Source organism: Grimontia indica (genome assembly GCF_000333895.2).
Classification (GTDB): domain Bacteria; phylum Pseudomonadota; class Gammaproteobacteria; order Enterobacterales; family Vibrionaceae; genus Enterovibrio; species Enterovibrio indicus.
In genome coordinates, this window is record NZ_ANFM02000003.1 from 20904 (window position 1) to 35617 (window position 14714).

The 14714-nt window shown below is 49.4% G+C and carries 12 protein-coding genes; 2 read left to right on the forward strand and 10 right to left on the reverse strand.

Annotated features, from left to right (window positions below):
• Positions 1–19: 19 nt before the first annotated feature.
• Genes menH through D515_RS01875 form a run of 3 tightly spaced genes read right to left on the reverse strand, consistent with a single transcriptional unit; the run spans position 20 to position 3817 of the window.
• Positions 20–814: a 2-succinyl-6-hydroxy-2,4-cyclohexadiene-1-carboxylate synthase gene (gene menH / locus D515_RS01865; RefSeq protein WP_002535542.1), complete on the reverse strand. Its 795-nt coding sequence runs from the start codon at positions 812–814 to the stop codon at positions 20–22.
• The gene (gene menD / locus D515_RS01870) at positions 798–2504 is read right to left on the reverse strand and encodes a 2-succinyl-5-enolpyruvyl-6-hydroxy-3-cyclohexene-1-carboxylic-acid synthase (RefSeq protein ID WP_002535543.1); all 1707 of its coding nucleotides are present in this window, start codon (positions 2502–2504) and stop codon (positions 798–800) included. The genes menH and menD overlap by 17 nt, the downstream gene beginning before the upstream one ends.
• Positions 2501–3817, reverse strand: coding sequence for an isochorismate synthase (locus D515_RS01875; protein ID WP_002535544.1), 1317 nt, complete (start codon positions 3815–3817; stop codon positions 2501–2503). The genes menD and D515_RS01875 overlap by 4 nt, the downstream gene beginning before the upstream one ends.
• Before the next feature lie 389 nt (positions 3818–4206).
• On the opposite strand from D515_RS01875, the gene D515_RS01880 reads away from it, so the two are divergent.
• Complete coding sequence (locus D515_RS01880) at positions 4207–5421, forward strand: pyridoxal phosphate-dependent aminotransferase (RefSeq protein ID WP_002535545.1); 1215 nt, start codon at positions 4207–4209, stop codon at positions 5419–5421.
• Between the two features lie 107 nt (positions 5422–5528).
• Here D515_RS01880 and rrtA read toward each other — a convergent pair whose 3' ends face one another.
• Positions 5529–6086, reverse strand: a complete 558-nt coding sequence (gene rrtA / locus D515_RS01885) for a rhombosortase (protein WP_002535547.1) — start codon at positions 6084–6086, stop codon at positions 5529–5531.
• A 49-nt stretch (positions 6087–6135) separates the two neighbouring features.
• Here rrtA and D515_RS01890 point away from each other — a divergent pair, with 49 nt between their 5' ends.
• Positions 6136–6762, forward strand: coding sequence for a tRNA-uridine aminocarboxypropyltransferase (locus D515_RS01890; RefSeq protein WP_039849482.1), 627 nt, complete (start codon positions 6136–6138; stop codon positions 6760–6762).
• Positions 6763–6937: 175 nt separating this feature from the next.
• Here D515_RS01890 and D515_RS01895 read toward each other — a convergent pair whose 3' ends face one another.
• From D515_RS01895 to lon, 6 genes are all read right to left on the reverse strand, one after another.
• On the reverse strand, positions 6938–8293 hold the full coding sequence (locus D515_RS01895) for an anti-phage deoxyguanosine triphosphatase (RefSeq protein WP_002535551.1): 1356 nt from the start codon (positions 8291–8293) through the stop codon (positions 6938–6940).
• On the reverse strand, positions 8286–8882 hold the full coding sequence (yfbR, locus tag D515_RS01900) for a 5'-deoxynucleotidase (protein ID WP_002535553.1): 597 nt from the start codon (positions 8880–8882) through the stop codon (positions 8286–8288). The genes D515_RS01895 and yfbR overlap by 8 nt, the downstream gene beginning before the upstream one ends.
• Before the next feature lie 146 nt (positions 8883–9028).
• Positions 9029–9313, reverse strand: coding sequence for a ComEA family DNA-binding protein (locus D515_RS01905; protein ID WP_002535554.1), 285 nt, complete (start codon positions 9311–9313; stop codon positions 9029–9031).
• A 319-nt stretch (positions 9314–9632) separates the two neighbouring features.
• Positions 9633–11525 (reverse strand): peptidylprolyl isomerase, encoded by a 1893-nt coding sequence (gene ppiD / locus D515_RS01910; RefSeq protein WP_002535555.1) that lies wholly within the window; start codon positions 11523–11525, stop codon positions 9633–9635.
• 250 nt (positions 11526–11775) lie between these two features.
• The gene (hupB, locus tag D515_RS01915) at positions 11776–12048 is read right to left on the reverse strand and encodes a nucleoid-associated protein HU-beta (protein WP_002535556.1); all 273 of its coding nucleotides are present in this window, start codon (positions 12046–12048) and stop codon (positions 11776–11778) included.
• A gap of 197 nt (positions 12049–12245) precedes the next feature.
• On the reverse strand, positions 12246–14618 hold the full coding sequence (gene lon, locus D515_RS01920; protein WP_002535557.1) for an endopeptidase La: 2373 nt from the start codon (positions 14616–14618) through the stop codon (positions 12246–12248).
• Positions 14619–14714 lie beyond the last annotated feature (96 nt).

Genomic DNA, 14714 nt, shown 5'->3' on the forward strand with positions numbered 1-14714 from the left:
TACCATCTAAATCATTAAGTTAATTAGGTTCAATCAGCCGCTTAATCGACTGGCAATACAGCAAAGGCTGCTCTGCATGAATGTTGTGGCCGGCGTCTGGGACAATGGAATAAGACAGTCCCGAATGCATCGCCAATGCCAGAAACTTATTGTCCTTCTCACCACATAGGTAATGCACCTTTGCTGGCAACATTCTGAGCAAATCGCCCAGAAAATCCTGTTGGGATAAGGATGTAGCACGCAGCATACTTGCCACTTTTGTACCGAGGTTATCACTGCGCTTAACGATCAAACTTTGTCTTTGCGCATGATTTAGTGAGGAAAATACAGGTTGTTGGTACCAATCTTGAAGCACATCAACAATGGGCTCATTTTCAAAACGCACCGCCCATTTTTCATCATGTTCACGCCTTGCCGCTCTCTCGGGTTCAGGTAAACCTGGATGCCCATTTTCGATAATAAGCCCAGCGAAAGGAGCACAGATTACCCTCAGAGAGCTTGAATAGTGGGTGGCGAGATACATAGCAATGCGTGCGCCCAGCGAATAGCCGACAAGCCAAAAAGGTGAAGACAATGTCTCGCTGATCGTTGCTATTACTTTGATGCAGGTATCTTCAAAGCCGACCGCTTCAATATGTTGGCTACCACCGTGTCCCGGCAAATCGATAGCCAGGCACAGATACTCTTTGGAAAGCTCATCAATGACAGGTTGCCAATCCCTATGATCGCCAAGCAGGCCATGAAGGAAAACAAGGGCAGGTTTGTCCGCCTGCCCTTGGAGGGAATAATTCAATCTTTCAGAGCAGTTCTGCATTGGCAATTTCACCAAACATCGCTTTAAGTGCCTTGCCGCACTCGCCCGCCCCAACCTTGAGTTCAATCACCGTAGTTCCCGGCGTAGACTGCGCATCAATGCATTGTGCTCGCGCGGTTTCCAGCGATGAAGGGCAACCATAGTTGAACCCGAACATCGCCGCCGCGTGTGAGAAATCAGTGCCATGCGGCATGCGATAGAAGGTTTCTTTGTTCGCATCCGGCACCGGTAACATATCGAAAATGCCGCCGCCATCATTGTTAATAATGATCAGCGCAAATGGCTGCGGATTGTTTGCCAGTAACGAAAGGCTGTTGAGGTCATAAAGCGCGGAAGTGTCGCCCATCAGCATCACCATCGGACGCTGTCTTGCACGCTGAACGCCAGAAGCCGTGGCAATCAGACCATCGATACCCGATGCACCGCGATTGGCAAACACGGCTTTTTCTGGCAGGTGACTGCACATATCCAACAGACGGATTGCCATGCTGTTTCCAATAAAGAGGTCGCTCTCTTTCGAAAGCCAATGGCTGAAGTCAGCAGCTAAGGAGACTTCTGACAGCGATTCATCAGACGCCGCCAATCGCTCAAAATATTGTTGGCTTGCCACAACCAACGCATCAGCCCAACGTGCGTGTTCGTTATCACGAGTGATTTCCGTCATGGCCAACGCCACATTTGCCAGTGGCGCATTGATGCGCAACCCCTGTTTATGACTTGGGTCCAGCCTTCCTGGATGTTTCTCTACCAACCAGTACGTCCCCTCAAACTGGTTGATAAACTGGCTGAGGCGCTTTGACACCAAACGGCTGCCAAATTGAACGATAATATCAGCTTGGTTCAGCACTTCAGCACACGCAGGGTTTTGTAGCCAAACATCAAAACCTGCGAATGCAGAGCCTTGGCTCGCTTGCGGGTCGCAGAGAAGAGGCCAGTGAAGTTTCTGAGCCAGCGCATCAATAGCTCGGCGCTCTCGTAAAGAGGCCTTACCCACCACCAACACACCTTTTTGTTGCTGGAGCTGAGCCCAATCGCGCAAAGGCTGGCTTAAATCTGCGCGTGAAGGCGTGAAGGACAAGTAAGGCTCATCACTCTCCAGCCAGGTTCGTACTGGCTCAAGGTATACCGAAGCGTCTTCCATTTCCCCGTATAAAGGTTCAGGGAACGGACAGTTGATATGATAACTCCCGCCCAGTTCTGACTGACAATGCAGCCCCTCTGACACTGTCGACAATAACCAAGCTGGCGAAATGTGTTCTGTGGGTGACGGCAGGAAACTCGTCACTTCTGCATGCTCGCTGAAAATGCCCTGCTGGCTGATTGCCTGGTTGGCGCCACATTGAATAAGCTCAGGCGGACGGTCAGCAGTCAGAAGCACTAATTTTTCGCGGGTTAAACGGCTTTCTGCCACAGCTGGCAGCAAATTCGCCACCGCTGTACCGGACGTAACAATCACAGCAACAGGATTGTCAGAGGCTTTGGCCAACCCCAGCGCTAAAAAGCCTAAACCACGCTCATCGAAATGGGTATGAAGGCAAATAGAGGAATCAAGGCTTTGGAGTCTTTCCGCTTCCAACGTTAGCGGTGTTGAACGCGAGCCCGGTGCAGTACAAATGTCTTTCACACCCGCACGTTGCAGCGACATCAAAATCAGTCTCGCCCAGATACGGTTGATGGTTGAAGGCTTCATCCGGCCTTTTTCTCCATATGTTTGTCGGGCGAAGGGCCTAGCAGGTTTCTGAGAGTCGCCATTTTCCGGTCAAGCTCTTTCCACTCGCTTTCCGCCACTGAACCCGGCACGATGCCTGCGCCCGCAAATAGATGCACCTTGTTATCAACAATCAGGGCGCTGCGGATAGCGACACAGAATTCACTTTGCTCAGGGCTAAGGTAACCCACCGAGCCGCTGTACCAGCCGCGAACGAAGGGTTCATTCTCAACGATAAAATCCACTGCTTTCTCGCGGGGTAAACCTGCCACCGCAGCGGTTGGTTGTAACAAATCCAGCAATGTGGAAGAAGGTACATCAGCGACTAAATTCGCCTCAATATCGCGCTTTAAGTGCTGCACATTGCGAAGACGCACTAAGTGAGGCGTGACTTCAACATCCAATTGCTCGCTATGCGGATTCAGTCGCTGGGTGATGTCTTCCACCACCAAGCGGTTTTCATAGATATTTTTGCTGTCATTGAGCAGCCAGGTCGCCAGTAAAAGGTCTTCCTCGGCGTCTTTGCCGCGACCTATGGTACCTGCGAGTGCTTCAGTATAGAGTTCGCTGTCATCGCGCCAGAATAAGCGCTCCGGCGTCGAGCCAACAAAACAGTGCTTTTCATCCAGCGCCAACAGGAAGTGAAAGTTGGACTTATTTATCTCGACAGAGGCTTTAAGCAGGCTGGCTGCGGGTAAGGTTCGGTCAAGCTCAAGCGTTGTCTTACGCGCCAGTACTACTTTCTGCAGTTCGGTTGTTTCAATCGCCGACAACGCATCCCCAATCATGGTCGACCATTGGCCAAACTCTGGCTGATGTTGGGTTGCCAACACGTCGCAATCCGGATGGGATAAGCGTTGGGATTGAGTGATTAGCTTAGATAATGCCGCGCGAACTTTTAACAGGTCATCACAAAGATTCAGCGTGATTGACCACTGACCCTCTCGGCAAGCCATCTCGATCTGCGGCAGGAAAAAGAAAGACTGAAGACAACGCTGATTGCGCTCCGTACGTCCGTCAAAAGAACGTCCGCCCCAAATGCGCTGACCTTTGACAAGTTGACGCTCAGCAGAGGCAGGATCAGAAAAGGTTTTAACCTGACCAAGTGCCAACACCTGCTCTGTACCGTCTCGGGTTTGCCAATAGAACTTAGGGAATAATGGCTGGGTATGTAGCCAGTCGATAGGATCGGTACGCTCAGGCCATTGGAATGGCAGCGTGATCTGCTTGGGGAGTGGCGACACTGTCGACAGGGATTCAACAAGCCTGGCGATAGCTTGGCTTAAATCGGTCAAACTAACCTCACTTACACTCACAACCTGAAAGGTAATGTCCGATTCCCTGGGAGACCCAAATGCTGCATGGCGTGGCTGCGAAGACTTTCTTTTCTGTGTTTGTCAGAACATCCTGCGATGACGAATGCGCAAAATACCATCACTTCGGTTAATTTCGCATCAAGCTCCGCCAATTTACGACAAACTCGATAAAATTTCCTGTTGGAAAGCCATTCTACAACCTTATTGATTGTGATGAAATCCGAATGTTCTAGAATAATATTCCAACAAATAAGGATTTAATTGCTTATATTTCTTCTTTTCCTCATTTTTTACTATTCACTACTTATATATGCCCTTTCGTTAGTGTAATTTACTGGAAACACTTAAAAATAAGCTCAGGAATCATGATGCAAGAAATCGGGATGTCGACGAAGCTGGACAACGTTTGCTACGACATTCGTGGTCCAGTGATGAAAGAGGCAAAACGCCTCGAAGAAGAAGGCCACAAAATTCTCAAACTGAACATCGGCAACCCAGCCCCATTTGGTTTCGACGCACCGGATGAAATTCTGGTCGACGTGATCCGAAATCTGCCGACTTCTCAGGGTTATTGTGATTCCAAAGGAATTTACTCCGCGCGTAAAGCAGTGGTTCAGCACTACCAAAAGCGCGGCATGTTGGATTTGGATGTTGAGGACGTTTACCTGGGTAATGGCGTCTCTGAGCTGATCGTGATGGCAATGCAGGCGCTGCTGAATGGCGGTGACGAGCTGCTGGTGCCTTCTCCGGACTATCCGCTGTGGACAGCAGCAGTCTCTCTGTCTGGCGGTAAGCCCGTTCATTACATGTGTGATGAAGAATCGGACTGGTACCCAGATCTGGATGACATCAAAGCCAAGATCACGCCAAATACCAAAGGCATTGTGCTGATCAACCCAAATAACCCAACGGGTGCGGTTTACAGCCGTGACTTCCTGCTGGAAATTGCGGAAATAGCCCGTCAAAACAACCTGATCATTTTCGCGGACGAAATCTACGACAAGATCCTCTACGACGGTGCTCAACACCATTCTATGGCACCGCTAGCACCTGATGTCTTCTGTGTGACCTTCAGTGGCCTGTCGAAATCCTACCGTGTGTGTGGTTTCCGCTCTGGCTGGATGATCCTGTCAGGTCCTCGCCATCTGGCGAAAGGCTATATCGCAGGGCTGGAGATGCTGGCGTCAATGCGCTTGTGTGCAAACGTACCCATGCAGCATGCAATCCAAACCGCGTTGGGTGGTTACCAAAGTATCAATGAACTGATTCTGCCGGGTGGCCGTTTGCTGGAGCAACGAGATAAAGCGTGGGAATTGTTGAACCAGATCCCGGGGATTAGTTGCGTGAAACCAAAAGGCGCGCTGTATCTGTTCCCGAAAATCGACACTAAGAAATACAGCATTCATAACGATGAAAAGATGATGCTGGACTTTCTGCTGCAAGAGAAAGTACTGATGGTTCATGGAACGGGCTTTAACTGGCACAAGCCGGATCACTTCCGAATTGTCACTCTGCCTCGTGTGGATGATTTGGAAATGGCTATCGGCCGCTTCGAACGATTCTTATCGACGTATCGTCAGTAAGGTAATAGGTCCTAGGGTCCTAGGGTCCTAGGGTCCTGCACAGATTTCATAGGCCTAGATTCAGATTCAAGCTATTTGCTCTCCCTAGGACCTTCTTTTCCTAGGATCTAGGGCCTGCTCTTCTCAGGACCTTCTTTCCACACCAGCGCGAACGCCAGCCCGACGCAAGCCCCGGCTAAATGCGCCTGATAGGCAACGCCTGCGTCGATTAAGTCCGCAGTCATCGAGTCCCCGCCTGTGTAGGCTTCATATCCCAGCTTCAAAATCACGCCAATGAGCATCACCCACCCCAACGGCATTTTGTTTTGAATATCCCGCACCACGCCCCAAACAAACAAGCCATGTAACACACCTGAAAGCCCGGCATACCAATCAAAAGGGCTGACGAACATGACTGCCCCTATCACTGCCATCATCACCCAAACCATTGGGATAAGACTTCGGCTGCCGTAGTATTCGCGATGAAGAAAAGCGAGCACCACCAGCCCCGCTAGATTCATGGCAAGATGGATACCATTGGTGTGTGTTAGGTTTCCTGTTACGATTCGCCACCATTGCCCTGCAAGAATATCCGTGCGATCCCATACCATGATTTGATGGATAGTAGGGAATTGGGCAATGAGTATGATGATGGCGAGTAAGCCAACAAACCTAAGATGAGCCAATATGTGCTCCAAGCTTCGTGATATTAGTAAGTTATAGCGTACCGTGGTCATGAACCAGAAAGCCAGTCGATATTGTCCGCAGTGCGGAAAAGCCAACAAAGCCTGCATTTGCGCTTTCATCCAGAGGATTGAAAGTGATGTGCCTGTGATCGTCCTCCAGCACCCTTCAGAGGTTAAGCAGCCCATCGGTACGGCGCGTATTCTTTCTCTGTCGCTCCCAAACTGTCGAATCATCGTGGGAGAAGACTTCAGCGACAATGATGAGCTGAACCAACTTTTGGACAACGATGTTCATTACGCCCTGCTCTACCCGGCTGAAACGTCAGAGCCGATTGGGGACTGGCACGTTGACGCTGGCAAACAACGCGGTTTAATTTTACTCGACGGCACCTGGCGAAAAGCCTTTAAAATGTATCAGCTTTCCCAAAATTTGCAGGCGCTTCCTTGCGTGAAATTGGATGATATCCAGAGCGGAAATTACCGCATCCGAAAATCCCCAGTCAATGGTGGCCTTTCAACGGTTGAAGCCGGCTTCCATGCCCTTTCAGCCATGGCAGGGGACAGTGAGCCTTTCGAGCCGCTAATGAATGCCTTCAATGAAATGATTGAGTTTCAGATAAAACAAATGCCGCCCGGTGTGTTTGAGCGGCATTATGGCGGGAAAGATAGGTCCTAGGGTCCTAGGGTCCTAGGGTCCTAGGGTCCTAGGGTCCTAGGGTCCTAGGGTCCTAGGGTCCTAGGGTCCTACAAAGATTTTAAAGTTGCAGCTACGAATTCAAGCTGTTGCTTTCCCTAGGACCTAGGATCGCTCTTTGCTCTTCCTAGGACCTTCTTCCCCTAGGACCTAAAATCTATCGAATCGGATACAGCGGCCCCTGACTTGACGCGGTAAACATGGTGGCGTGAAGACGTTGCGCATAACCATCTGTCATTCCTGATATGTAATCGGCGATAGCGCGACGACCACTTTTACCCTCAGCGATTTCTTGTTGCCACTGACTTCGGATCGCGACGGGTAACAATCTTTGCGGATCAGCATCGAACGCGTCGAACAGCTCCATCACCAATTGCTGCCCCTTGTATTCGACTACCTGAAGCTCTGGTTTTTGCACCACAAACTCGCTGACAAATGCTTTTAGCACTGACAGTACTGAGTGCATGGTATCCGTCAGCTTGGCGTTCCATTGAAGCAAAGGGTTTCCGAAACGGTTTACCCCATCTTGCACAGATGGCTCGATGGCTATCGAGGTGAGTAGTGTGTTCACCAAAGCGCCGATGGCATCTTTTCGCTCATAGTGCGGACCAAACATTTGATCACTCAAATGCCCGATATTGGCTTCCAACCATGGATCTCCGCATTCCGCGAGTTTGCTGGCTACTGCTTCCTGCCATTGGTCACGCTGAACAATACCCATCACAATGGCATCTTCGAGGTCGTGGACACCGTATGCGATGTCGTCTGCCAGTTCCATGATCGAACAATCAATGGATTTGTATTGTGTGCGGCCATGCTGTTCTTTCGTTGGTGCCAATTTCAACGAGGTAAACAGTTTAGCGTCGTTTTCAGACATGCCACCCAACACCCAGTTAAACCTTTCCAGGTCATCTTGATAGATACCCTTGGCTGGGTGCCACTCAGAGGCTTTCAGGTGACGAAATTCGACAACATCAGGCGGAAGCGCTGAGCGCAATATGGATGCAATCGGCGCCGGATATTTCAATAACCCCAGCAAGGTACGACGGGCGAGGTTCATGCCGTCATGTTCGGTATAAGGTTCTAGTAAGGTAACGATGCGAAAGGTTTGCGCGTTTCCTTCAAAGCCGCCGTCTTTGCGCATCATATAGTTCAGCGCGATTTCACCACCATGACCGTAAGGCGGATGGCCAATGTCGTGTGCAAGGCACAAGCTTTCCATCAAGCTGGTTGAAGGCAAGATATCGCGAAACTCAGGTTGCTTTTCTTTGATTTGAGCGAGGATGCCCGTCCCTATCTGGGAGACCTCAAGTGAGTGTGTCAGACGCGTGCGGTAAAACTCGCTATGTTCTGCGCCGAGTACCTGTGTCTTCGCCTGCAAGCGTCGGAACGCGGCAGAATGCAGTATCCGAGCCCGATCCCGCTGAAACACAGAACGCTTGTCATTACGGCGTTTTTTGTTTTCTTCAGCGAGACGCGCTTCCCAATCAAGTGATAGTGCAAACTCAGTCATCGCTGATTTCATCCAAAGAAAGCTCAAAACTTGGCGCAAACGTCGTCATAAAATATTCCGTCGCCTCACTGCCACGCTCGCTCATGGTTTTTTCCAAGCGACGTTTGGCTTGAAGAAACTCATGATTGCCCGCAGAAAGCTCTTCAAGACATTTAAGATAGGCGCAAATGGCATCAGCCTGCTTCACCAAACGATAGTCGCCCTCATCGATAGCTTCGCTGTCGATGAGTGGTCGGTAATCTTCGCGGAACTCCTCCGGCAGCATGCCAACCAGCTTGTCTTCGGCTATTTGCTCGATTTTTTTGTATTCATCAGCGATGGCTGGGTTGAAGTACTTAATTGGTGTCGGCAGATCGCCTGTCAGCACTTCACTGCAATCATGAAACATCGCCAGCAGTGCAACACGTTCCGGCGAGTATTGCCCGCCGAATTTTTTGTTTTCTATCAGCGCGAGCGCGTGAGCAACAAAGGCAACCTGGAGGCTGTGCTCTGAGATATTTTCATTAGAAACATTGCGCATCAACGGCCAACGGTAAATAAGCTTCATACGCGCGAGATGGGCAAAGAAATGGCTGGTTTTCTGACTCATGGCTTCCTTGACGTCATTAGAACAGTTCTTTACTCATTCTGTTGTCGTCAGGCGGATTTCTCAAGCCTTATTCTTGATTTGCGGGATTTGGGGAGAGCGTGCTCCCCAGCACACAGCGGTTGAGATAGTAAATTGACTTTGGGGTATCAGAGCACGATACGGTCGCGGTTTTTCTCAACAATTGAGTCGCCAATACCTTTCACGCCCTTCAAATCATCTGCCGATTCAAATGCGCCATTAGTGTTTCGGTAATCTACGATTGCCTGCGCTTTCGCCTTACCTATACCGTCCAAATACTTATCCAGCTCTTCTACTTCAGCAGTGTTGATATTCACTTCAACCGGTACACCTTGCGCACCATCCTGTGCTGATGCCAAAGGCGAAAGTATTAGTGAGATGGCAAAAACGATTGCCGATACCATTGATTTCATGTCTTTTCCTCTTTTGAGTGATTAATCCAATCGTAGTAAATATCTGCTCATCCTAGCTTGTTAAAATACTCGATAACTGCGTTGGAAAATTTGACTGTAGAATAACTACTTATCGAAATTTTCCGCCTTGTTCTCGAGTATTTTTCCTACGCTATTTCTGATCACCTACTTACTGTGATTGGTATAACAAAGGCCACCATAAAGGCTAAGGAAAAAGGTGCGAGTTGAAGGGCTAAAAAAACGACGGGGGACGTAAAGTCCCCCGTCGATGCAACTTATCAATTACAGTCGCCTTGCAATCATATCAAGTTGGATTGATTTATTGCTCAACAGCGTCCAGTGTGTAAGTCACTTCAGTGCTTTCTTTCAGCTGTGCGATGACAGATTCCAGATCGATGTTAGCGGTGTTACGCGCAACACGCTCCGCCATCTGGCTTTGTAAGCTGATTTCTTCCGTCGTCGGCTCTTTCACCGCATCCAGAGCAACAACCAATACATCACCGTTGAAGGTACGGGTATAGCCGTACTCAGCTTTGCCTTCCGCTGGTGTTGCCATAGTGAACGCAAGTTCGACCACTTCACGCTCTTGAGAAACGCGCGCCAACTCGGCTTCTTCACCAAACGTATAGCCTGATGTATTCAGACCTGCGTCGTTGCCTTCACTCAGCTCTGACACTAAGGTGTTTGCTAACGCTTCAGCAGCCTTCTCGCCTTCCTGACGCTTCAGCAAATCTGTCACTTGAGTTTCTACCTCTTCGAAAGGCAGCACAGTCTCAGGGCGAACTTCGTCTACACGCACAACCACAACATGCTCAGGAGCAATCTCAATGATGTCAGAGTTCAGACCGTCTTCACGCACTTCCGGTTGTTGCAGAGCCTGAGCAACAAGAGGGTTGGCCAGTGCACCTTGCAACTCGCTCAGAGATACGAAATCGGTTTTCTCTACTTTCGCATTCACCGCTTCTGCTGCAGTTTCCAGATTGTCTGGCATTTCGAACGCTTTCTCTGCCAGCTCGTTGGACAGAGCGTAGAACTTCTCAACCGCGTGGTTTTGCTTCAGTTGTGCCATGATGTCATCACGTACTTCCGCAAAAGGCTTTGCATCAGATGGCTTGATATCATCCAGCTTGATGATGTGGAAACCAAACTCAGACTGAACCACTTCAGACACATCGCCGTTGTTTGCCAGCGCAAATGCCGCTTCTTCGAATGCTGGATCCATGACACCTTTATCGAACCAATCCAGCTCACCGCCTTGTTCAGCACTGAAAGTATCATCAGAACGGGTTTTCGCCAGCTCAGCAAAGTCAGCACCGCTATTCAACTCAACCAAGACTGCTTCTGCTTTTTCTTTTGCTGCGTTGTCATCACCCTGAATCATGATGTGGCTGACTTTACGCTGCTCAGCAGTGCCGTAATTGGCTTTGTTTGCTTCGTAGTAGGTCTTCGCTTCTTCTTCCGTCACGTCAGCAACGTCAGCGATACCTTCACCAGAGAGCTCAACATAAGAAATCTTGAATTGCTCAGGACGAACGAACTGCGATGGGTTTTGCTCGTAGTAAGCCTGCTTTTGCTCATCAGTGATATCCGCTTTGTCAGCGAAATCTGCTAGCGGCAGAGTCAAAGTGCGAACCATGCGCGTTTGACCTTCAAGCTTGTACAGTGCTTCCAGCTCACCTTCCAGCGCGAATTCACTGCTGATAAGGGCATTAACGAACTGTTCGCGAACCAGATCCTGGCGCACATACTCAGCAAACTGGTCAGGAGACAGACCATTGCGGCGAAGTGCTGCCAAATATAAATCGTTGTCAAACAGACCTGTTGGGCCTCGGAATGCTGGCATATCACGAATGGTTTGTTTGATTTGTGCATCGCTCACACGAAGACCTAAATTCTTCGCTTCCTGATCCAACAACGCCTGGTTCACCATACGATCCAGAACATTGCGGCGGAATTGCGCGAGATAGCTAGGGTCACTCAACAGAGTAGAGAAGAAGTCACCGGCCTGTGCTTGCATCTGTGCACGCTCATTTTGGTAAGCTTGCTCGAATTGATTACGGCTAATTTCTTGATCACCTACCGTTGCCGCAGGTACCACGGTGCCACCTGCCAGGTAGCCGCCAACACCAGCGAAAACAAAGGAAAAGATAATAAGGCCTAAGATGATCTTAACCGCGATGCTGTTTACGCCTTCGCGTAGTCGCTCCATCATAACGCGCCGTCACTCCTGCTTATTGAAACGTTCGTCTTTCATACAGCTTCTCTTGCACAGCAAAAAGCCAATGCACTGATATGCACACAGTCAATTTGTATCAAGAGGAGTTGTTTCGATTAAAACTAAAAAAGCGCATCGAGAGATGCGCCTTTACACTCTGATTGAGCCTGATTATACGCTGATGTCGCACACTTTACAGCTTAAAACTAGGACTGGTGCGACAAAGAGCAAAACGAAGCGTTTAAGATTAGTTAACCGCGTCTTTCAGAGCTTTACCAGCTTTAAAGCCTGGGACTTTAGCAGCTGCAATTTTAATTTCTGCACCAGTTTGTGGGTTACGGCCTGTACGTGCTGAACGCTCACGAACAGAGAAAGTACCGAAACCAACCAGAGCAACTTGATCACCGTCTTTCAGGCTATCTGATACTGCTTCAATCAGTGCATCCAGAGCGCGACCCGCTGACGCTTTAGACAGGTCAGCATTTTCTGCAATTTTATCGATTAACTGCGACTTGTTCACTTTTTCATCCCCTTTACAAACGAACCACAAATCCCATTTTTTGCGGCGGCAACCGATTAATGGCGCCAATAGTTATTAAAACAAGACTTAAAAACGCTGTAGCTGTTATGAATTAAGGGCTTGCAGCGTTTTAATTAACTTAGCCCTCAAAAAAAACGCTGACAAGCCTTTTACCGACTGTCAGCGCTTTACGTTGCTTAATTTTGCTGCACGTCACTCTTTTGCGACGAAACCAGCTCTATTCCGAGAGGGTTGTCTTGTAGCGCCAGAGTCAGAACTTCGTCGATCCAGCGCACAGCATGGATGTCGAGGTCTGCTTTGACGTTTTCAGGGATCTCTTCCAGATCACGTTCGTTCTCTTTTGGAATGATCACCGTTTTGATTCCGCCACGGTGAGCAGCCAACAGCTTCTCTTTCAGACCACCAATTGGCAGCACTTCACCACGCAGGGTTATTTCACCCGTCATGGCAACATCTGCACGCACAGGGTTGCCCGTCAGGCTAGATACCAACGCCGTACACATGGCGATACCGGCACTTGGGCCATCTTTTGGTGTTGCACCTTCTGGCACGTGTACGTGGATATCACGCTTCTCGTAGAAGTCGTTATTGATACCCAGTTTCTCAGCACGAGTACGAACCACTGTCATTGCTGCCTGAATCGATTCCTGCATCACATCGCCCAGAGAACCCGTTTGTGTCAGCTTGCCTTTGCCCGGCATGGACTCGGTTTCGATGGTCAGCAGATCGCCGCCCACTTCCGTCCACGCGAGACCGGTGACCTGGCCAATACGATTGCTCTCGTCCGCTTTGCCGTAGTCAAAGCGTTGAACGCCCAAGTAATCTTTCAGATTGTCCTGATTGATAACGATGGTTTTCGTGTCTTTATTCAGCAGAATTTCTTTCACTGCTTTGCGGCAAAGCTTGGAAATTTCACGCTCGAGGCTACGCACGCCCGCTTCACGGGTGTAGTAACGAATGATACCAATGATGGCTGAATCTTGGATTTCAACCTCTTTCGGCTTCAGACCGTTGCGCTTCACTTGCTTATCAACCAAGTGCTGCTTAGCAATGTTCAGCTTCTCGTCTTCGGTGTAACCCGACAGACGAATCACTTCCATACGGTCAAGCAACGGGCCAGGAATGTTCATTGAGTTCGATGTCGCCACGAACATCACGTCTGACAGGTCGTAGTCCACTTCCAGATAGTGATCGTTGAACGCATTGTTTTGCTCTGGGTCCAGCACTTCCAACAGCGCAGAAGATGGATCGCCGCGCATGTCAGAAGACATCTTGTCGATTTCATCAAGCAGGAACAGTGGGTTTTTCACACCGACCTTGGCCATTTTCTGGATAAGCTTACCTGGCAGAGAGCCAATGTAAGTACGACGGTGACCGCGGATTTCCGCTTCATCACGCACGCCGCCCAGCGCCATACGGGTGTACTTTCGGCCTGTTGCCTTGGCAATCGACTGACCCAGAGAGGTTTTACCTACACCAGGAGGCCCTACAAGACACAGGATTGGCCCTTTAAGCTTGTTCACACGGTTTTGCACCGCCAAGTACTCAAGAATGCGTTCTTTCACACGCTCAAGGCCGTAATGGTCTGAGTTCAGAATCTCTTCAGCTTTCGCCAAATCTTTCTTCACTTTCGAGCGCTTCGACCATGGCACGCTAACCATCCAGTCGATATAGCTGCGAACCACCGTTGCTTCTGCTGACATCGGAGACATCATTTTCAGCTTCTGCAGTTCTTGCTCAGTTTTCTCTTTGGCCTCCTGAGGCATTTTAGATTCTTCAATCTTCAGCTTCAGGCTTTCAAATTCGTCAGGCGCGTCATCCAGCTCACCCAGCTCTTTCTGGATGGCTTTCATCTGCTCATTGAGGTAGTACTCGCGCTGGCTCTTTTCCATCTGCTTTTTCACGCGGCTGCGAATACGTTTCTCAACCTGCAGCAGATCGATTTCTGATTCCATCATGGTCATCAGGAATTCAAGGCGCTCAGCGATATCAATGATTTCCAGCACTTGCTGTTTGTCATTGAGCTTCAATGGCATGTGTGCAGCGATGGTATCTGCCAGGCGCGCAGCCTCGTCAATACCATTCAGTGACGTCAGCACTTCCGGTGGGATCTTTTTGTTCAGTTTGATAAAGCCTTCAAACTGACTGATCGCCGTGCGCACCAGCACTTCTTGCTCACGTTCGTCCATTTCTGGCGTTAGCATGTACTCGGCATCAGCGGTGAAGAAGTCGTCTTCACGGAACTTCTTGATTTCTGCACGCTGTAAGCCTTCCACAAGCACTTTCACTGTGCCATCTGGGAGTTTCAGCAGCTGGAGAATAGAAGCGACGGTACCGACCTTATATAGGTCAGAAATGGATGGGTCATCAGTAGCGGCGTCTTTCTGCGCTACCAAAAGAATCTGCTTATCATTGTCCATCGCTGCTTCAAGGCAACGGATGGATTTATCCCGTCCCACAAACAGCGGGATGACCATGTGAGGATAGACAACTACGTCACGCAATGGCAGGACCGGAATCTCAATGCGCTCGGAACGCTCCAAGTTCATATTTTTCTCTCTTCCGTTTTCGTTATTACTGAGTATATGGGGATAGATTGTCAGGATTCAACGGCATATCCGGCAGAAAGTAAAAAAGGGAGCTAA

What these genes read in the sequence shown, in the direction of transcription:
- menH (WP_002535542.1), bottom strand. Translation starts at nt 814, where the DNA reads ATGCAGAACTGCTCTGAAAGATTGAATTATTCCCTCCAAGGGCAGGCG.
- menD (WP_002535543.1), bottom strand. Translation starts at nt 2,504, where the DNA reads ATGAAGCCTTCAACCATCAACCGTATCTGGGCGAGACTGATTTTGATG.
- D515_RS01880 (WP_002535545.1), top strand. Translation starts at nt 4,207, where the DNA reads ATGCAAGAAATCGGGATGTCGACGAAGCTGGACAACGTTTGCTACGAC.
- D515_RS01890 (WP_039849482.1), top strand. Translation starts at nt 6,136, where the DNA reads ATGAACCAGAAAGCCAGTCGATATTGTCCGCAGTGCGGAAAAGCCAAC.
- D515_RS01895 (WP_002535551.1), bottom strand. Translation starts at nt 8,293, where the DNA reads ATGACTGAGTTTGCACTATCACTTGATTGGGAAGCGCGTCTCGCTGAA.
- yfbR (WP_002535553.1), bottom strand. Translation starts at nt 8,882, where the DNA reads ATGAGTCAGAAAACCAGCCATTTCTTTGCCCATCTCGCGCGTATGAAG.
- D515_RS01905 (WP_002535554.1), bottom strand. Translation starts at nt 9,313, where the DNA reads ATGAAATCAATGGTATCGGCAATCGTTTTTGCCATCTCACTAATACTT.
- ppiD (WP_002535555.1), bottom strand. Translation starts at nt 11,525, where the DNA reads ATGATGGAGCGACTACGCGAAGGCGTAAACAGCATCGCGGTTAAGATC.
- lon (WP_002535557.1), bottom strand. Translation starts at nt 14,618, where the DNA reads ATGAACTTGGAGCGTTCCGAGCGCATTGAGATTCCGGTCCTGCCATTG.